Origin of the sequence: Clostridium pasteurianum BC1 (assembly GCF_000389635.1) — a bacterium.
Taxonomy (GTDB): Bacteria; Bacillota; Clostridia; order Clostridiales; family Clostridiaceae; genus Clostridium_I; species Clostridium_I pasteurianum_A.
Genome location: NC_021182.1, coordinates 4775770 through 4796034 on the forward strand (window position 1 = coordinate 4775770; position 20265 = coordinate 4796034).

The 20265-nt window shown below is 31.0% G+C and carries 19 protein-coding genes and 1 riboswitch; of the genes, 4 read left to right on the forward strand and 15 right to left on the reverse strand.

All coding sequences use genetic code 11. The annotated features are described in order from the left end of the window. Positions 1–486 precede the first annotated feature (486 nt). The 4 genes from CLOPA_RS22230 to CLOPA_RS22245 are packed head-to-tail and all read right to left on the reverse strand — an operon-like array spanning position 487 to position 4875. Positions 487–1347 carry an SDR family oxidoreductase gene (locus CLOPA_RS22230; protein ID WP_015617666.1) on the reverse strand — a complete coding sequence of 287 codons (861 nt, stop codon included), beginning with the start codon at positions 1345–1347 and terminating at the stop codon, positions 487–489. Positions 1348–1369: 22 nt separating this feature from the next. Then, positions 1370–2413 carry a mannonate dehydratase gene (gene uxuA, locus CLOPA_RS22235; RefSeq protein ID WP_015617667.1) on the reverse strand — a complete coding sequence of 348 codons (1044 nt, stop codon included), beginning with the start codon at positions 2411–2413 and terminating at the stop codon, positions 1370–1372. Between the two features lie 19 nt (positions 2414–2432). Beyond that, a complete protein-coding gene (gene uxaC / locus CLOPA_RS22240) occupies positions 2433–3839 on the reverse strand; it encodes a glucuronate isomerase (RefSeq protein ID WP_015617668.1) in 1407 nt (468 codons plus the stop codon). Positions 3840–3843: 4 nt separating this feature from the next. Beyond that, complete coding sequence (locus CLOPA_RS22245) at positions 3844–4875, reverse strand: Gfo/Idh/MocA family protein (RefSeq protein ID WP_015617669.1); 1032 nt, start codon at positions 4873–4875, stop codon at positions 3844–3846. A gap of 451 nt (positions 4876–5326) precedes the next feature. Here CLOPA_RS22245 and CLOPA_RS22250 point away from each other — a divergent pair, with 451 nt between their 5' ends. Next, entirely contained in the window at positions 5327–6604 is a 1278-nt protein-coding gene (locus CLOPA_RS22250; RefSeq protein WP_015617670.1) for an IS110 family transposase, read from the forward strand. A 67-nt stretch (positions 6605–6671) separates the two neighbouring features. On the opposite strand, the gene CLOPA_RS22255 is transcribed toward CLOPA_RS22250, so the two are convergent. Then, positions 6672–7526: a sugar phosphate isomerase/epimerase family protein gene (locus CLOPA_RS22255; protein WP_015617671.1), complete on the reverse strand. Its 855-nt coding sequence runs from the start codon at positions 7524–7526 to the stop codon at positions 6672–6674. 165 nt (positions 7527–7691) lie between these two features. Between CLOPA_RS22255 and CLOPA_RS22260 the strand changes: the two genes are divergently transcribed. Further along, positions 7692–8516, forward strand: coding sequence for an AraC family transcriptional regulator (locus CLOPA_RS22260; protein ID WP_015617672.1), 825 nt, complete (start codon positions 7692–7694; stop codon positions 8514–8516). A 185-nt stretch (positions 8517–8701) separates the two neighbouring features. Here the strand turns inward: CLOPA_RS22260 and CLOPA_RS22265 are convergent, their stop codons facing one another. The 5 genes from CLOPA_RS22265 to CLOPA_RS22285 form a co-directional block, all read right to left on the reverse strand. Continuing rightward, positions 8702–9004, reverse strand: a complete 303-nt coding sequence (locus tag CLOPA_RS22265) for an MTH1187 family thiamine-binding protein (protein WP_015617673.1) — start codon at positions 9002–9004, stop codon at positions 8702–8704. A 117-nt stretch (positions 9005–9121) separates the two neighbouring features. Continuing rightward, positions 9122–9610: a hypothetical protein gene (locus CLOPA_RS22270; RefSeq protein WP_155241962.1), complete on the reverse strand. Its 489-nt coding sequence runs from the start codon at positions 9608–9610 to the stop codon at positions 9122–9124. Between the two features lie 179 nt (positions 9611–9789). Then, positions 9790–10284, reverse strand: coding sequence for a thiol peroxidase (gene tpx, locus CLOPA_RS22275; protein ID WP_015617675.1), 495 nt, complete (start codon positions 10282–10284; stop codon positions 9790–9792). 351 nt (positions 10285–10635) lie between these two features. Beyond that, on the reverse strand, positions 10636–10923 hold the full coding sequence (locus tag CLOPA_RS22280) for a putative quinol monooxygenase (protein WP_015617676.1): 288 nt from the start codon (positions 10921–10923) through the stop codon (positions 10636–10638). 208 nt (positions 10924–11131) lie between these two features. After that, on the reverse strand, positions 11132–12076 hold the full coding sequence (locus CLOPA_RS22285) for a hydroxyacid dehydrogenase (RefSeq protein ID WP_015617677.1): 945 nt from the start codon (positions 12074–12076) through the stop codon (positions 11132–11134). Positions 12077–12288: 212 nt separating this feature from the next. On the opposite strand from CLOPA_RS22285, the gene CLOPA_RS22290 reads away from it, so the two are divergent. Then, entirely contained in the window at positions 12289–12915 is a 627-nt protein-coding gene (locus tag CLOPA_RS22290; protein ID WP_041711668.1) for a hypothetical protein, read from the forward strand. Positions 12916–13011: 96 nt separating this feature from the next. On the opposite strand, the gene CLOPA_RS22295 is transcribed toward CLOPA_RS22290, so the two are convergent. Next, on the reverse strand, positions 13012–13977 hold the full coding sequence (locus CLOPA_RS22295; protein WP_051115678.1) for a hypothetical protein: 966 nt from the start codon (positions 13975–13977) through the stop codon (positions 13012–13014). Positions 13978–14188: 211 nt separating this feature from the next. Continuing rightward, positions 14189–14360: riboswitch (Lysine riboswitch) on the forward strand. Positions 14361–14455: 95 nt separating this feature from the next. Here CLOPA_RS22295 and asd point away from each other — a divergent pair. Then, positions 14456–15535: an aspartate-semialdehyde dehydrogenase gene (gene asd / locus CLOPA_RS22300; RefSeq protein WP_015617679.1), complete on the forward strand. Its 1080-nt coding sequence runs from the start codon at positions 14456–14458 to the stop codon at positions 15533–15535. Between the two features lie 224 nt (positions 15536–15759). Here asd and CLOPA_RS22305 read toward each other — a convergent pair whose 3' ends face one another. The 4 genes from CLOPA_RS22305 to CLOPA_RS22320 form a co-directional block, all read right to left on the reverse strand. Then, positions 15760–16341: an NAD(P)H-dependent oxidoreductase gene (locus tag CLOPA_RS22305; RefSeq protein WP_015617680.1), complete on the reverse strand. Its 582-nt coding sequence runs from the start codon at positions 16339–16341 to the stop codon at positions 15760–15762. Between the two features lie 357 nt (positions 16342–16698). Continuing rightward, positions 16699–17121: a MarR family winged helix-turn-helix transcriptional regulator gene (locus tag CLOPA_RS22310; protein WP_041711056.1), complete on the reverse strand. Its 423-nt coding sequence runs from the start codon at positions 17119–17121 to the stop codon at positions 16699–16701. Between the two features lie 178 nt (positions 17122–17299). After that, on the reverse strand, positions 17300–18676 hold the full coding sequence (locus CLOPA_RS22315) for a hypothetical protein (RefSeq protein ID WP_015617682.1): 1377 nt from the start codon (positions 18674–18676) through the stop codon (positions 17300–17302). Between the two features lie 131 nt (positions 18677–18807). After that, positions 18808–20262, reverse strand: coding sequence for a sensor histidine kinase (locus CLOPA_RS22320; RefSeq protein WP_015617683.1), 1455 nt, complete (start codon positions 20260–20262; stop codon positions 18808–18810). Positions 20263–20265: the final 3 nt, after the last annotated feature.

A 20265-nucleotide genomic window follows, 5' to 3' on the forward strand; every position in this document is an offset into this window, starting at 1 on the left:
TTGAATGTCTAATTAAGCCATCATAAATGACAGCATTGTCTTCAGGTGATTTTTTCCAAAAATAAATCCTTAGCATACTTTAACTGCTTATTAAGTATTTTTATATTTAAATTTATAGTAAATAGTGAAATTATTACACACAAGATTTGCTAATACAGTTTAGAATCAAAGATTATACATTTATAAGGATGAGGAACTAAATCAAAGTTCTAATAAAGATTTTGGGAAACGTTTACTTTAATAATATTAAAAACCTTTTAAATAAATGCAAATATCGCCTTTTGAGTAAAATATTTTACATAATTTATCTTTCTTCTCTGGCAAGTTTATTTTTTACTATCATACTATTAATAATTTTCCACTTAATTCATCAGTGATGCAATTATTGATAAATATCTACTATATTAACAATAATATGTGTTTAATAATATAATCAAAATAACTTAACCAGAGAAAAACAAATCATTCATATGCTATTAATATTTGCTAGACACCAGAATAAGCGGAAAATCCACCATCAACTGGAACAACTACTCCATTCACAAATCCTGAAGCCTTGCTATCCACAAGCCAAAGAAGTGTTCCAATTAGCTCTTCACATTCTCCAAAACGTCTCATTGGAGTTGCATTTAATATCTTATTTGATCTTTCAGTATAGCTTCCATCATCATTCATAAGTAATGCTCTATTTTGATTTGTTACGAAAAATCCTGGTGCTATTGCATTTACTCTCACATCTACTCTTGAAAGATGTACCGCTAACCATTGAGTAAAGTTTGAAACAGCTGCTTTTGCCCCACTGTAGGCTGGAATTTTTGTTAATGGTGTAAATGCATTCATTGAAGATATATTGATTATAACTGCATCCTTTTTGTCTACCATATCTTTTACAAAGGTTTGGCTGGGGAGCAGCGTTCCAAGAAAGTTCAAATTGAAGACAAATTCTATTCCTTTAGGATCTAGATCAAAGAAAGTTATTACATCATCATCATTATTGTTTTCTATATCCTCTTGGAATAAATATTCTTTTGTAGTAGTTCCCTTTGGGTGATTTCCACCTGCACCATTTATTAAGATGTCACAAGAACCTAATTTTTCATTTATTTTTTCTTTAGCATTTCTAAGACTTAATACATCCAGTACGTTAGCTTCAACACCAATTGCATAGCCTCCAGCTGCATTTATCTCTTCTGCAACTAAATCTGCACTCTTTTTATTTAAATCAAGTACTGCTATTTTAGCTCCACATCTAGCTAGTGCCTTTGCAAAAGAACTGCAAAGTACTCCTCCAGCACCAGTGATTACCGATACTTTATTTTTTAAATCTATTTCAAATGGTAATTCCATAGTTCATTCCTCCCATTTACTACTAATTTGACTTTTCTAAAGTCTCCCATATTCCATTTAGATAAGCTGCTCCTAAGGCTCTGTCATAAAGTCCATATCCAGGTCTTCCTGTTTCTCCCCAAATCATTCTTCCATGATCTGGTCTTATTGGTCCATTAAAGTCTATATCATGATAAGCTTTCATGATTTCAACCATATCTAATGAACCATCTGCACTTTTATGTGAGGATTCTTCAAAACACTTTTCTCCTGTTATTTTTATGTTTCTACAGTGTCCAAAATGAATTCTACCCTTTTTACCAAAATAACGTATTATTTCAGGTACATCGTTGTTTGGATCCACACCTAAAGATCCTGAGCATAGGGCTATACCATTATTGGGACTGTCAACTAAATTAATGAATCTTTCAAGATTTTCTTTATTGGCTATTATTCTTGGTAATCCAAAAATTGACCAAGGTGGATCATCTGGATGTATTGCCATTTTAATACCAACCTCGTCAGCTACAGCAATTACATGTTGTAGAAAATATTTTAAATTGTTCCATAAATCTTCTTCAGTTACACTTTTGTATTGTGCTAATAAATCTTTCATTCCTTCTTTTGTATAGCTTGAATCCCAACCTGGCAGTGATAACTCTCCAGTCAGCGGATCCATCTTTAAAACAGTTTCATGTTTATATATTAGTGCATTTGAACCATCTGGCAGTTCATGATCTAACTCGGATCTTGTCCAGTCAAACACCGGCATAAAATTATAGCAAACTACTTTTATCCCTGCTTCAGCTAGGTTTCTTAATGTTTCACAGTAGTTAGCTATATATCTGTCTCTTGTTGGAAGTCCCAGCTTTATATCCTCATGCACTGGAACACTTTCTATAACCAAAAGCTCTAATCCATAAGCTTCAATTTCGTCTTTCAAATCCATTATCTTTTCCAATGACCATACTTCGCCTACGGTCACATCATAAATCGCTGATACAATACCTGATACACCTGGTATTTGTTTTATCTGTTCCAGGGTAACCTTATCATCATCCCCATACCATCTAAAGGTCATATTCATAATTTTCCCCCTTCTCTCTTTAAAATTCTATTGAAAAATAGTTCTTAGCATTATTAAAGCTTATATCTTGAACAATTTTCCCTAATAAGTCTATATCATATGGAAATTCCCCGTTTTCAACCCATTCACCTATAAAATTGCAAAGTATTCTCCTAAAATACTCATGCCTTGTGTAGGAAAGAAAACTTCTGGAGTCAGTTAACATGCCTATAAATTTACTTAAAAGTCCACAATTAGCCAGTGCCTTCATTTGTTCTATCATTCCATCTCTATTGTCGTTATACCACCAACCAGAACCAAACTGTATCTTTCCTGGTATACCACTTCCTTGAAAATTACCAAGCATACTTGCTATAACATAATTGTCTTTTGGGTTTAAAGTATATAAAATAGACTTTGGAAGAGCATCTTCTTTTGCTAGAGAATCCAATAATCTTGAAAGTGGATATGCTATAACAGAATCATTTATAGAATCAAATCCAGTATCTCCGCCTAATTTACTAAACATTCTTGTATTGTTGTTTCTCATAGCTCCAATATGCAGCTGCATAGTCCATCCGAGTTCAGAATACTTTGTTCCAAGAAAATATAGAGTAAAGGTTTTATATTTGTTTTCTTCTTCTTTATCTATAATTTCTCCCTTTAATGCTTTTTCAAAAATAACCGCCGCTTCTTCTTTAGAGGTCTCTTCATATGGTACATAAGTTAAGGAATGATCTGAAATTCTGCAGCCTACAGCATGGAAAAATTGTATTCTATTTTCCAAGGCGCGAAGTAATTCATTATAATTTGTAATTGTTTGTCCACTTACCAACTCTAGCTTTTTAATCCAAGGTATATAACCCTCTTTATTAATTTCCAATGAATTATCTGGTCTGAAGGCTGGAAGAACCTTTACATTAAAATCCTTATCTTCTTTCAATTTTTGATGATATTCAAGCGTATCTGTAGGATCATCTGTTGTACATATGACTTTAACATTTGATTTCACTATTAAATCTCTCGCACTAAAGCCCTCTCCTTGAATCAATATATTAGCTTTTTCCCAAATTTTTTCAGCTGTATTTTCATTTAAAACCTCATAAATATCAAAATATCTTTGAAGTTCTAAATGAGTCCAGTGATATAGAGGATTTCCTAAAGTCATTGGTACTGTTTTTGACCATGCTAAAAACTTTTCATAGTCGCCGGCATCTCCAGTAATATATTTTTCATCTATACCATTACTTCTCATAGCTCTCCACTTGTAGTGATCACCGTATAACCAGCTTTCAGTTATATTTCTATATCTTTTATTCTCATAAATTTCTTTTGTACTTAAATGGCAGTGATAATCATAAATCGGCATATTTTTAGCATAATCATTATAAAGCCTAACTGCCACTTTATTGGAAAGTAAAAAGTTTTCATCCATAAACTTTTTCATTATATTACTCCTTTATGCTTACTGGTTTTCTATTATTATTAGACTCATAAATTGCAAGTATAATTTTCAACGGCTTTAATCCCTCATATCCATCAACACTTGGTCTTCTATTTTTTTCTATAGCTTCAATAACATCTAAAAATTGCAATATATGAGAGTAGTTACTTATATCTTTTGCAGAAGAACCTGCTATTATATTTCGCTCTTCGTCAGCTACCTTTTTTTCAGATCCATCCTTGTATTTCCACAGTTTAACCTTATCATTTTCTATCACTATAGACGCCTTTTCTCCATAAATATCAAGCCTTGTAAACAGTCCTGGATATGCATTTGTATTGCCTTCTATCATTCCTAAACCACCGTTTTTAAATCTTACTGAAGCTACTGCTTCATCTTCTACTTCTATCCTCTCATGACCAATAGATGTACAGGTTCCATATATTTCTTCTATAGGGCCCATAATATACTGTAAAAGGTCAATGTAATGAATTGATTGATTCATTAAGGCACCACCACCATCTAACTCCCAGGTTCCTCTCCAATCACCACTATCATAATACTCCTGACTTCTGTACCATTTAGTATGACTGCCGCCAAAATATAGTTTCCCAAGATCTCCCTCATTTACTGCTTTTTTAAGTTCCATAATTCCCTTATCAAATCTATGTTGAGATATTACTGAAAGCTTTACCCCTACATCTTCGCAAGCTTTAATTAGATGAATTGCTTTCTCTTCAGTAACCTCAATAGGCTTTTCGCAAATTATATGCTTTTTAGCCTTTGCACATTTTATTCCACATTCTGCATGAAGTCCACTTGGTGTACATATATTAACTATTTCTATATCCTGATCCTTAAGCATTTTATCAATATCTGTATAATAACTGCATTCATATTTTTCACCTAAAGTTTTAGCTTTATCTTCTATAACATCACATACTGCAGCCAGCTCTGCATTTTCAATATGACTGATACTCTCTGCATGCACATTTCCAATTACTCCACAGCCTATTATGGCAAATTTATGTTTTTTCAATTTTATCTCTCCCTCGTATAATAAGTTTATAGTCAGTTAAATAACTGTTATAGACTTATTTATTTTTTATATTTTGTATAGATTAAGAAAGCATCTCTATTTTTCTAATGGGGATTCTCCCAATTCAATATTGCTGATTCTTTAACTTTCAAATCTATACATTTTAACTTACTATTTATCAAAGGATTTCCTAATGCTAAAATAGTCCTTATGGAACTTTAGCAAAGGTTACTGCATTATCTCTCCTGCAAAACTTATTGTTATTGCCTAGAAAGCTTGCAGCCTGACCAAAGTATCATATTCTGCTTACACAAATGTTGCATATCCTTTCGTAGCCACCAGCAAGGTTTTTCGTCTGGATAAATGCTGATTACGCGAGGTTGCAGTCAGTACTTTGGATTAGGATAATTCCTTTCTAATTTCCTCATTATTTTTGAAAGGTGGTGATTTCATGAAGAAATTAGATTACTTATCAACTCTATTTGTTGGTATCGATATTGGTGCGAGACAAAATGTTGTCTCTGCTATTAATTTTGATCAAGAATTCTTGATTAAAATGGAGCCTGTTCCTAATACACAATTTGGTGCAGAACAATTAGAATCCATGCTTGTTAAAGTGTTAGAAAAGAACACTTTTAAAACTGTAATAATCGGCTTAGAATCTACTTCCTTTTACGGAGTACATATTGCCAATTTTTTATCTTCAAGTGAAAGACTTATGCCTTACAAGCCTTATGTTTACTGCTTAAACCCTAAGGAAGTTGCTAACTACAAAGATTCCTTCAATTCTCTTGATAAAAATGACAGCATTGACTCTTTTGTTATTGCTGATTTTGCAAGAGTTGGCAGAATTCATACTGAACCCTGGCGGGGTTCTCAATATCTTGCTCTGCAAAGACTTACAAGACACAGGCTTCATATTGTTGAATGCTTAACCAGGGAAAAGACTTACATGTTATCCAATGTATTTCTCAAGTTTAGTGGATTTGCTTTGTTACAAGGTGATGATCATCCTTTTTCTGATAAATATGGTGCTACTGCGTCATCTATATTGACAGATTTTCTTTCTTCTGAAGATATTGCAAATACTTCAATTGAAGATCTTGTTGACTTCGTCAATAAAAAAAGTCGCAAGCGGATTTCCAATCCACAGATGACTGCTGAAATTCTGCAGCAGGCTGCACGTAATTCATACCGCCTTGATAAATGTTTGTATGAGCCTTTAACAACCTCAATTGCCTGCTCTTTTAATTGTATTCAGGCTTTTGAGAAAGAACTTAAAGCTATTAACAAGGCTATTGAAAAAGCAGTTATGGGAATGAACCCCGTGGAATACCAAATTTTAATGTCAATACCTGGGTTCGGTCCTGTTTACTCTAGTGGTATTCTTTCAGAATTAGGTAGTGTTCATGCTTTCCCTAATAACAATGCCATTGCTAAATACGCTGGCATCGTATGGAAGGAAAATCAATCTGGTGGCTTTAAGGCTGAAAACACACCAATGAACAAAGCAGGCAACCGTTATTTGCGCTATTATCTGATAGAAGCTGCTGGAAGTATCGTAAGATATATTCCTGAATATCAAGAATTCTATCAGAAGAAATTTGCTGAAGTAACTACACATCAGCATAAACGAGCACTCGCACTAACATCTCGTAAATTGATTCGTTTGATTTTTGGATTGCTGGCTAAAAATCAACTCTACTCTTCAAATAGGGTAGATAAATAAATAGTTTTTACGAACATACGTTCTGAGTTTGACGTATGCTTGTTAAGGTTACCATTTTTTTCCAAAATCATTTCTTTTTCTTTTCATTTTGTTCTTGACATATTACCAAATTGCTTTCAATTTTACTTATCAAGTTCAAAAGCGCATCGTATGCTATTTGAAAATTCTCTTCACCACCACCTGGTAAACTATTATTTAAATGAGGTTCTAAAGATATAAATCCGTTATAGTTACTTTTAGACAGATCGTTAAGTATATTAAAAAGTTCACCATTGCCTTGTCCTGCGGGAACAACTTCACCATCAAGATATACAGCATCTTTAATATGGAAGTACTCAATATAGGGCTTTAGCTTAAGGTAAGTCTTATATAAATCATGTTGGTTACATTGGACAAAATTTGCAGGATCAAATACTGCTCTTAATTTATCCGTCTTTAAATTTTGAAAAATATATAAACATCTGTCTAAGGTATCTCCAAAGATGTGCTTTTCATTTTCATGAAGCAGAACTATATCTGAGTTTTTCACATATTCTGTATACTTTGTAAGTTCTTCAATGACTTGATTCTTATAGTTGCCTGGAGTAGAGCCTTCATCAATATAAAATGAAAATATCCTTATATATTTCGTATTAAGGTATTCTGCTATTTCAACGGCCCTTTTGAATTTTTCAAGATGTGTCTTTAAATCACCTCTTATAGATATCTTTCCAATGGGAGAAGCTAGAGAAGATACTTTAATATTATAGTCATCTAGAACTTTTTTAAATTCTTTAATGATGGAAGTATTGTATTCTAGAAGCTGAACATCTTCTACACTCCTTATTTCGATAAAATCAATATTAAATTTTTTTAATACCTTTAATTGATTACCAAGCTTTTGAGATATTTCATCTCCAAAAGCACTAAGTTTAAATTCCATAACTATCCCTCCAAAACTTATTTAAGTATTTTGCATTTACTGCCTTTAGTATATAATTATTTTATTATAATTTCATTACTATTATCGTTTTCATTTATATTTTTTTACATATATTGCTTTATTATTTAACCATAATGTATAATATAATTATAGGAGGGATTAAAGATGAATTCTGAATTTCTTGAAATAAATGAAAATGTATATATTTCTCGATCCAAGGATCAGTCACCTTTTACTATGCATCATGTACATTATCATGACTGCTATGAAATAATCTTCTTTCTTTCAGGCAATGTTTCTTATTTTATAAAAGATAAAATTTATCCTATCCAAAAATATGATTTAATATTTATATCACCATTTGATCTTCATAGAGTCACTAATACCGGGGGTAAATATTATGAAAGAATAGTTATAAATTTTAAAGAAAAATTTTTCAATAAGGCCTATATTAAGAATAGTATTTTAAAATTTTTTAATTCAAATATTAACAAAATTCCTATAACTAATAACGATGTAAGAAATATTTTTAATTCACTATGTTATGAAAAAAAAATTAACGATGTGTTTTCAGATATAAGAATCAACTTGCTTGTAGAAGAATTGCTTATTATACTTAACAGAGAAGTCAGGCATAACACTTTCCGACAGGATAACAATATAAAAGATGAAAAAGTATTATCAATTATTTCTTATATAAATGATAATTATATGAATGATATAACTCTATCTTTGCTATCAGATAAATTTTATATAAGCCAATCTCATTTGGTACATCTATTTAAGAATATAGCAGGTTTCACTATAATGGATTATTTAAATAAAAAGAGAATTTCAGCAGCGCAGCAGATGCTTTCTAACAATAATTACAATATACGTTCTGTAGGTGAATTAGTTGGATATAATAATTTAACCAGTTTTAGCAGAACCTTCAAAGCAATATCAGGTGTATCTCCTATGCAGTATAAAAAACAGCACAAAATTGAATAAATTCAATAAAAAAACTGTCACTATCAGCAACAACTCACTTTAGTACTTCAACTAGCTATAATTAAAAGTATTATACAATTTTACTAGTTTGTTTTAAAAGCAATATGAACGAACCATCTTCCTCTGATGATCCGTTCATATTGTAAATAGTAAAATTGAATACAAAAAATTTTATCTGATTAATCTTAATCCAATTTTTCTCTCACTGAATTTAACTTTTGATTCATAGAAGCCTCTTTATCCCTTCTATCATCTATATTTATAGTAGTAAGAACTCTTTGAGCACCATTTTCAAAAGGTACTTCATGCATTTTTCTTATAACTTCTAAGACCACATCCAAATCGCCCTCAAAAACCGTTGCCATAGGTGTAAGCTCGTATTTAATACGCTTTTCATCCTTTAAAATTTTATGACAACCAGCTACATATTTACTTACACTGGTAGAACCCGTTCCCAGTGGTACTATTGTTGCCTGTGCTATAGCCATGTTAATCACCAACCTTTAATAATTTAAATTTAATTGTACTTCAATTCATAATTTAAGAAGATTGCAAACTAAAATTGGGAAAAATTACACCCCAGGGATCAATTGCAAAGCGGTAAATTACACCCCTGAAATAGATCTCAAATAAAATAAATTTTCTTTTTTACTATCCTCATTTTCTGAAAATCTATCAATTGTCACATCATTATAATTCTTAGCTTCTATAATAATCTTATCTATAATCTTCTTATTAAATCTAATCTGGTCTTCATATTTTATCTCTTTCATAATTGAATATTCTATATGAGCTGGAATATTGCCTACAATATACATTGGAAATAAATTTTCTATTCTTTTATTTATTAGAGCAAATTCATATACAGAAGCATCTATAATAGTTGTTCCCTGTACGTTAAAGCAGTGAGCATATTGCCTTTTATATCCGTTTACTTCTACGAATATTAGTCCTTCTACGGCAGGAACATCCATTTCAAGTTCTCTACAGCATTCATAAATCAAATTAGCCGTCATTTTACTGCTATTCATTACCTGATAATTTTTCATAATATACTTACATAGATTATGAAATAAGTTTATATCTTTATTCATTTTCATCACCATATTTAAAATAACTCTTTAAATCACAATTGTAAAATATGATTTACCCTGAACAATTAAAATTTATATATAAAAATAAGAAGAACCTGCTATAAAAGGCTCTTCTTATTTCCTATAATTAAGATTATAACTTTTTATAGAATAAACTTTCATTATAATATGTTTCTATATTATTTAGCTTTTTTAGCTGCCTCTAATATTTCATCATAATTAGGATAATCTGTTATTTCACTTAAATAATTTGCATAAGTAACTTTGTTGTCACTTCCTACAACAAAAGCTGTCCTTGCAAGAAGACCCAGTTCTTTAACATAAGTACCTGTATTTTCACCAAAAGTCCTATCTTTATAATCTGAAAGAGTAACTACTTTTTCAATGCCTTCTGCACCGCACCATCTTGCTAGAGCAAAAGGTAAATCCATAGATACAGTGTACACAGTAACGCCTTCTATTTCAGCAGCCTTTTCATTAAAAGTTCTAACTTCAAGATCACATACTGGAGTATCCACAGAAGGAACAGTCAAAAATATTCTGACCCCTTTAGTATCCTTTAATGAAATTGGTGCTAATGAATTATTAGCTGTAATAAAATCTGGGAACGTATCTCCCACCTTTACTTCTTTTCCTTGTAATGTAACTTCATTTCCCTGAAAAGCAACTTTCATATACTTTAGCTTATTTATAGTTAGATTTTATTATGTACCTATGACATAATACACTTTTAATAAATAAGCCTTTTCACCTCACTTTATATTTAATATTTAATATTAATTAATATTCTTTATCTAATACTAATTTTACTACACCTATTTAGATTTGTAAACCTAAAATACCAATTTTATCAAATTATCTTTTATTTTCCCTTTTTATAGATTAAACTAATATATATTTTACTCATTTACGCTTTTTCAATTCATTATTTAATACATTTAAATAAGCAATGGCTATTAATTAAATAAAAATAGTTCCACTCTTAGAGCAGAACTATTAGAATCAATATACGTTAATTTAAAACATTAAATAGCAAGATTATAAATATTTATGTCTGTTTCTTTTTCTTGAAGCTTACCAAGCTCTGCAAATATTCTTACAAAATGTGGTGTCTTCATATGCTGGTCTAGAGCAGCTTGATCTTTCCACTCCTCTATAAAAGTTAATATTTGTGGATTGCTTGTATCCTGATATAAACCATAAGATATGTTTTCCTCTTCTTTTTTGCTTTCTTTAACCAATTCAGCAGCATATTCCTTAAACTTCTCCACTTCTCCTGCCTTCACATAACCTTTTGCTACAACTTTAATCATATTATTCTCTTCCTTTCCCTTTAGGATTTTTTAAATAAATAACCACAATATGTACTTATCTATTTTCAGTTACCTTATTTACATTTACAATATATAATGATTATATTGCTAAAAAATCAAAAGTACAAGTTATGATATATTTCATATTTGTAAACTATCCACATTACAAATGAATTATTATTCACAGTGTGGATTGTTTACTTAATCATTAGTTCACAGGCCAGGAGGGTTCTTTACCACTTAAAATTTCCTGTATGCCTATAGCTGGATGCAGTGACATCCTCTTCATTGCCTCAACTGTATGAGCAGCCGTATGTGGTGTTACAATTACATTTTCCAACTTGAAAACAGGATTATCTTTTGATGGTACTTCTCCTTCATATACATCAATAGCTGCACCTGCAATCTTATTATTTAAAAGTGCATCCACTAATGCCTTATTATTCACAACTTCACCTCTAGCTGTATTTATAAGAAAAGCTTCTGGTTTCATAAGTGAAAGTTCTCTTTCCCCTATAAGTCCTTTTGTGGATTCTGTAAGAGGTACATGTAGGCTTATAAAATGTGAATTTTTAAGAAGGTAGTCTAGGTTGTCCGTAAATTCTATATCTTCTGATTCTTTTATTCCATTAATATGCCTTTTAAATTCTATTACCTTCATTCCAAATCCTTTTGATGCCTTAGTTGCTACCAGATTACCTATACTACCTGCGCCAATAATTCCAAGTACTTTTCCTTCAAGATCCATACTAAAACTGTCTCTTATGTGAAAATTCCCTTTTCTAAGTTCTCTATCGTATAGAAAAAATTTCTTTGCTAATGAGATAATAAGACCCATTGTATATTCCGCCACTGTATTTTTGTTTGAATCTGGGGAATTTGTAACTCGTATACCACGCTTTGTGGCTTCCTCAACATCTATATTATCCACTCCTACACCATGTTTTGATATAATTTTAAGCTTTAACCCAGCATCTATAACCTTTGCTGTAATAGGAGCCATACGTACAAGTATGGCATCACAATCCTTAACTTCTTTTATAAGATTTTCTTCTGATATACTTTCTGCTAATTTTATTTCATATCCAAACTTTTTAAGATAATCTTTTCCCTCTTTATCTATATCCTCAGTAATTAGAACTTTATAACCCATATATAACGCCCCTTTTAAATTAGTAATTTTGTGTGAAATACTGTAAATTATATTGTTTTAATTATAATATTTACTTTTACAAAAATAAAGTTTACTATTAACATCATAACATTATTTTATAATAGTATCATTTTGTTTCTCACTCTGTTATACTTATTTCCATGTTATAAATAATAGAAGAGGTGTTTTACATAAATATAAATTACAAAAATATAGAAAATAAATATGAAATTAAAGATAATGTAGCTCTAATATCTCTAATAAAAAAGGACGGTTCTGAACTTATAGCTAAGATAGATGCAGATGATATAGAAAAAGTCAAAAATATGGGTACTTGGTTTGCTGAGTGGCATAAAGACTTTAATAGCTACCTAGCTCAAAACATAGGCTCAACTAAAACTAATAAAAATTCTAAGCCAATAAAACAAAATCTACAAAGTATAATCTTAGATACTAGTCCTAAAACTCCCATTAAGCATTTAAACGGTGATACTTTAGATAATAGAAAATGCAATCTAGAAATAGTTGAAAGAAACACTAAGAACGATTATGAAATTGTAGATAAAAAAACCATTGCTATAATCTTAAGAGATAAGAATGGCAAAGCTTTTTCTAAGGCATTAATATCTAAAGAAGATTTACATACTGTAATCACTGATGATTATAGTTGGGTAAAATATAAAAGTCACAATGATATTTGTGTAGTAGCTAATACTCCTAGTGGACGAATTTATCTAGATAGATTACTTATGAATCCTGATGATACTGAGACTATTCATCACATTAATCTTAATCCATTAGATAATAGAAGAGTTAATTTGGAGAAAACATCACTATAACTCATAGAATATTAAAATAAAGGATTTAATACCGAAATTAATTTTACCTTCAGTATTAAATCCTTTCTTAAATAATTAATATTTTATATAGCTCTATTATTTTCCATCCGCTGGATCATATCCAACAACAGTCCATATTCCCGTATTATCCTGTCTCACAATTCGTTTTAGATAAACCCTTTTTATAGGAGTTTTACTCCCGCTTACTTCTGCCACTGCCTCTTTACCATTATTTTGTATTATCTTTATATCCTCATATTTAATAGGATAATCCCCTTGAATTCCCTCTGGGGAAACCTTTAGGCTTACAAAAACCTGAGTTACAAAGGCAGGATCCAATTTCCATGGTGAATGTCCCGAATCAACATTTTTCTGATCTCCTTCTTCTGCTGCTAAATCCACTGGGACTTCAACTTTAGGCTTTCCAAAATCTAATTGTTGTTTTCCATATGATAAATCCACGTTGCCATTGGTTAATTCTTTTATAAATAATGATAATTCTTCCAAAGGAACACTTCCAACTACGTCATATTCAATCTCATCTTGTCTCCACCTTATTGAATCCATATCAGTTGTGCCCGCATAAGCTCCACCTCCCAAGAGAACACCTGCTTCACCTTCCTTTGGTGATTGAATTTCAGCTATGCTATTATTTATCTTTCCTAAAGCTGACATAGATGCTGGTTTAAATTCACCAAAGGCCCTTTCCTGTAAAATAGAAACCTTCTTTTGCTTGTCTTGAGAAGTATAGTCAATTTTAACTACTTTTTTGTCTTGGTTTACTGTTATATTTAATATAATTATTAATGCAACAGCTGCAGCAGATGCCAATCCAAAGAACCATCCTTTTCTGGTTTTTTTCAAATCTTTCTTATTAAGTAAATGCTTATTAATATTAGAAGCTAATCTTTTTTCGTATTGCTCTTCTGGCAAAACCGGTTCCTTTAAACTCCGCACCAATCTTACAGTTTCAAGAAGTTCTTCCATATCTGATGTTTCCATTTCATTATCATGTTCTATGGGCATCTTATCTTGATTTAAGCTATCAATGTAATCTGACAATTTTTTTCTACCTCCATCATAAGTTTAACTCCTTTTCTCCTAGTTAGGTATTTACAATAATAATGACGTTAAAGAGTTTCTATACGTTACATTGTTATTTTTAATTAAAAATTTAGTTTTAATTCTACATTTTGTAAAAATAAAATTTGCATAAATAATTGATTAATATTGATTTTTAGTGTACAATAGAAATCACAATGTAAATATGAGATTTAGAGATAGAGGCGCGATGCTTAAGAGTACCCTTATGGAGGTAAGCACTATGAAGTATTGGGAAAGGAATCATCGCCGAAGTAAATGGCTATTGCTTTAACGCTATATTACTGGTTTTGCATATAATATATGTATGACTGTCACAATTTTTGTGGAGCGCTATCCTGAGCAAGTTTTATTCTTTTTTAATTTATATGAATAAATAAGCCTTGGGTTTAGCCCTGGCTTTTATTTTTTAACAAAATTTATTCTGGAGGGATTTTTAATGAGTAAAAAATTAAAAGTAGGTTTACTTGGTGGTACTGGCCTTGTGGGTCAAAGATTTGTAACCCTTCTTGATAACCATCCTTATTTTGAAGTTACATCTGTTGCAGCAAGCAAACGTTCTGCTGGCAAAAAATATTATGACACTGTAAAGGACAGATGGAAACTTAGTATACCTATGCCTGATTATATTAAGGATATAGTTGTAAAAGATATTTATGAAATAGATGAAATTGCCAGCGAAGTAGATTTTGTATTCTGTGCAGTAGATATGCCTAAAGAAGAAATAAAGAAAATAGAAGAAACTTATGCAAAGCACGAAATACCTGTAATATCAAACAATTCTGCTCATAGATTTACTGATGATGTTCCTGTTGTTATACCTGAAGTAAACTCAGACCATCTTAAAATAATTGACAAACAAAGAGAAAGACTTGGAACACAAAAAGGCTTTATCACAGCTAAGCCAAATTGCTCAATCCAAAGTTACGTACCTGCAATAAGTGCACTTTTAGACTACAAACCAACTAAAATACTTGTTTGTACTTATCAGGCAATATCAGGCAGTGGAAAAACTTTTAAGGAATTCCCTGAAATACTTGATAATGTTATTCCTTATATTCCTGGTGAAGAAGATAAAAGTGAAAAGGAACCCTTAAAAGTATGGGGTCATATTGAAGATAATAAAATAGTATGCGCTGAAAATCCTACAATAACTTCTCAGTGTATAAGAGTCCCTGTAGCTGACGGACATCTTGCTGCTGTATTTGTTTCCTTTGAAAATAAACCTTCAAAAGAAGCCATGCTTGAACACTTTAAAACTTTCAAAGGAAAACCTCAGCTTTTAGAGCTTCCTACAGCTCCTGAAAACTTCTTAACTTATTGTGAAGATGACTTCAGACCTCAGCCAAGACTGGATAGAGAACTAGAAAAGGGAATGGGAGTAACTATCGGAAGACTTAGAGAAGACACTGTATTTGACTATAAATTCGTATGTCTTTCTCACAACGCACTACGTGGTGCAGCAGGGGGAGCACTTTTAACTGCTGAACTTCTATACAGAGAAGGTTATTTATACTAATAGTAACTCCAATTTTCAACTTATATTAGGCCAGTAATCCTTACAAGCATTGCTATTCCTGCCCTCACATGTGAATGTGAAAGCTTTTTTAATAATTAAATATTATCAATAGCTTGTTAGATTACTTTCACAATTGAAATTTGAATTTATCTTTATTTAAAGTTAAAAAATTGCAATATATAAGTAAAATTTTACTTATATATTGCAATTTTAAATATCGTTTATTATAGATTTTGATTAACTACCTCTTCAACTTCCTGCAAATAACCTTTACGAACTTCTTCATTTACATGGGGAACTGCTCCAAAGAAAGTATGGACAACTTCTTCAATTCCAGTAAAATTAAATATTCCCTGATCTGTAGTCTGTTTTATTGAATTATGCATTCCATTTTCAGAATATATGGCATCTGGAGTACCCGTAGTAGAGAATATTAACCCTTTTTTACCCCTTAACAGACCATTTGGAGCTCCATCTACATATTCGTAAGCAAAGCCATAAGAAAATACCCTATCCACATATCCTTTTAATATAGCTGGCAGAGATGTCCACCAAACAGGATAAACAAAAGTTATAACATCAGCCCATTTAATATGCTCCTGCTCTGCAGCAATATCTTTTGGAATCTTTCCACTTTGAAAAGCAGCAAAATCTTCTGATTTAAGTATAGGATCAAAACCTATTTGGTATAAATTTCTAACTCTTACCTGTGCACCCTTTTCTTCAGATGCCTTTACTACTGAATCTACCATAGCCTTTCCGAAACTCTCTTCATTGGGATGTGCAAAAATCACTAAATTATTCATACTTAATTCCTCCAATCAATATAATACACAAGGTACAAAGCTCCTTGTCATAGCTTTATTTATACAAGACTACAGATAATATAGTAATCAGTATTAGCAATTTTATTTTGATATCAAAATATATACTTAAAAATATTTGATAATCAATACGATTACTAAATTCAAACTTAATATATCGCTTATTAAAAAAACATTGAGTTCACTCATTAAACGCCTAAATAGCTCAACTTTAAGCTTGTGAAGTCTATATAAACTGCAACAAACAAATTTCTAAACATCAGGTGCAGTCTTTATTTCATGTGATGCTTACTAACAGAGTTCTCCGTATCGGTATTTATTGTTCATTGCAGTTATATATTAAAAATTACCATGAATTTTATTCAATATACTCTTAAAAATTTCTTTTTCAGCTTCACTGATTCCCTTATATTCTACAGCATAAAGCTTTAAGGAAATTTCTTTAAAACCAGTTTCTAATTCTCTCCCCTTTTCAGTTAAAAATACCATAGTTGATCTATTATCCTTAGGACCTTTCCTTGATGAAATATATCCCAGCTTAATCAACTTGTTTACAAGGGCTGTCACTGTAGACCTGTCTCTATGAATATTATCTGCAAGATAAGTCATAGTGCACTCATCGTGTTGAAATAGTGTTGCTAAAATATCCCCATGGGAAGGTGCTATGTCTTTAAGCCCTACTTTCTCTAATTCCTTTAAAATAAACTCATTTGCCTTTTCATGTATTCTTCCTATTAAATATATACTTCTATCTGCTTTCATGGCTTTATTATACTTTGATATCAAAGTAATGTCAAGAATAAATATTTTTACATGCGAGTAAGTTATCTTAACTGATGGAAATTTATACTTCCACTAGTTAAGATAACTTATTCATAATCATACTGCTATTTATTCAAAATTAAAAAGCAATTAAAGTAAAATTTATTTTTCTGTAATTTTAGCTATTTTTCACAGCATAAATATAAGTTTTACCCTTAATACTATTATCTTTTCCAAAAAAATGTACTCTAAAAATAAACTTGTCACCTTTTTCATTGTAGATAATATTCGTAAAGCCTGGTGTCATATCAGTTATCTCCTCTGGGACAAGATTTTCAATAACCTTTAGCTTTCCATCCTTTATAGTACCTAAAAAATACATACGCTGATTACCTGTTTTTGTGCTTTCATTAGGATACTCATAGTAAATTAAGCCTAATTTATAATTATATCTGATAGGAGAACCTCCCCCATCCTGTCTATCCTCAAATAATTTGGAATATGTGTTCTTTATTGTATCATATTTTATAATACTTTTAACCGTTTCCCCTGCTCCAGTACTTCTACTGTTATTAAAATAAATATTTTTCCCATCACTTGATATTACAGCTCTCTCAAAACCATATCCTTGTAATATAATAACTTTTTTGAAAACATTTGGTTCCTTTAATAAAAATTCATAAACATCAGTTTTATCTTCAGTAACTGATGTACTTCTCGCCCTATAAATACTAGTGTAGAAAGTATCCTTTATTTTATTATATAATACTACTTGAAAATTTCCCCCAAAAGAATCCGCTTTATTTATCGCCTCATTATCAGAAGATTCTGCAGATAATTTAACTACCTTTCCGGTATCTAGATCCAATATTTTCAGACCACTAAGAGAATTCAAATATACATATTTACTACTACCTCCTACAAAGTCTGCCGCAAGTCCCATATGAAAATCAGAAGAATACTCAACCTTAAAAAGTGTTTTATCCCCTTCCTTCTTTGGATAAGTTGAAATACTTGTTGGTTTGCCAGATTTGTCATAGTTTCTCTCCACACTATAATGAGAATACTTTTCTTCAATTTCACCCTTTACTTCTGACAAGTCATATATAATCTTTGAAGTACCATTGCTAATATCATAAATCCATAATTTAAAATCCCTTATAAATAGTAACCTTTTATCTGTATCCCTTATATCAGCATAACCTGGATAAGCTTTACCTGTAATGTAGGCATCATTTAGTGTGGCAATTTTAGTTGTCTGTGATGTATTTATATTTACATTGTATATATTATAATTATTACTAGAATTACCTATAGCATTAATTGCAATAAAATTTTCGTCATCTTTCCAGTACAATGGATCATATTCTGAGTTATCCATTGGCAGTTCCTTGATCTTCTCCAATTTTACTGTATTCTTTTCCTGAGCTGTAACATCCTTTTTCACATCATTGCTTAAAATGATCTTTTTATCATCATAACATGCAGTTATTCCAAATATAAATACAAAAGTTAACAAAAACAGCAGAACCTTTTTATACCAATATACTTTCATAAAAATACCCCCTCCAGTTTAAGCATTCTCAAATAAATAACTATTCAATATACTCACATTCTTGACTTACTATTTATTTTCACATGCCTTAATTTAACTTAATGATATCAATAAGTATTTTCCATCTTTCATTAAGTTGTTTCCAAAGTGTTTCCGGAGGAAGGAATTTTTACTATTACTCTAATTACTTCACCATTTTCTATGTGAATATATCCATTATGCTCCTTCACAATTTCGTTGCATATATACAAGCCTAATCCCCTGCTGGAACTTTTCTCTGCCTGTGCTCCTCTTATAAATGGTTCGAAAATGTTGTTATAAACCTCCTGAGGGATCATTTCACCTTTATTTGCAATCTGGAGAACAAAAAACTTATCCTCACTGAAGGTCTCTATAAATATCTGTTCATCCCTTAAGGAGTATTTTATGGCATTATCCAGAATATTTATAACAAGCTGCCTCATTTTATTATTTTGACCTAAGATAAAGCCTGTACTTATATGTTTATTAAAGCTTAAAAAATATTTTTCAGCCTTTATCTCCATATCATCACATATTTCATTTATCAGCTTTGACATATCTATTAGCTTTTTTTCCTCATCTGCAAAGGATACGCCTTTAGATACATTAATTAAATCCAGAACCAATTCATGCATTCTTTCGCTTTCCATATAAATACGCTGCATGGCTCTTTCCTTAAACTGAGGGTCTTCCAGCTTTTCATCCAAAAGCATTTGAGCATATCCTGAAATTGCTGTCAGTGGAGTTTTAAGTTCATGAGTTACATTATTAAAAAACTCCTTTCTGTCCCTTTCCAGCTTTAATGTCTTCTCCTTCTCTGAATTTATTATATTAATCTGATTTTTTATCTTCAGCTTCATATTCATGAATTCACTGGAAAGCATGCCTATTTCATCCTCATTTTTTACTATAAGCTGAGTGTCATAATTACCCTCTCCAAGACTTTTCAGGGCATTGGATAAATTCTTTAAAGGCTTGATTATATAGGATAGGTATATAAAGGAAATAAGAAAAATAATTAGAAAAACGGAAAGTTCTATAAATGTAATCAAATTTATTGCCATATTATTATAGCTGTATAAATCACTGTAGCTTTTATTTATTATAATTATGCCCGTATATTCATTATTGTAAAATAACGGGAAGGATAACATAGCCTTCACATCATTTTTGCTATGCTCAATACTGATAGCTGCCTTACCTTCCTTGGCAGTTTTAGCAGCTTTATCTGTACTAGCACTGGCCTTTAGACTGCTTCCATCTTCCAATACATATCCATTCATATCTAAGACCTGACTCTGGCTGCTGTAAGTGGACATAAAATAGTCAGATATTTCTCCTGCCTCAATGGTTAGCCCCTGACTATTAAAAGGTAATCTCTTGTAAATCATCCTATAGTTTATATATTCTCTTGAGTTATTCATAATATCCCTCATGGAAGTTCTTATAGCATTTTCAAGATTATTTTCAAATACCTGACGTATAAGTAAATTCAATGCTACTCCCATGATTACTAGTATTATAGTCAATCCAACTGTAAATTTTATCTTTATACTGCTCCTCATATC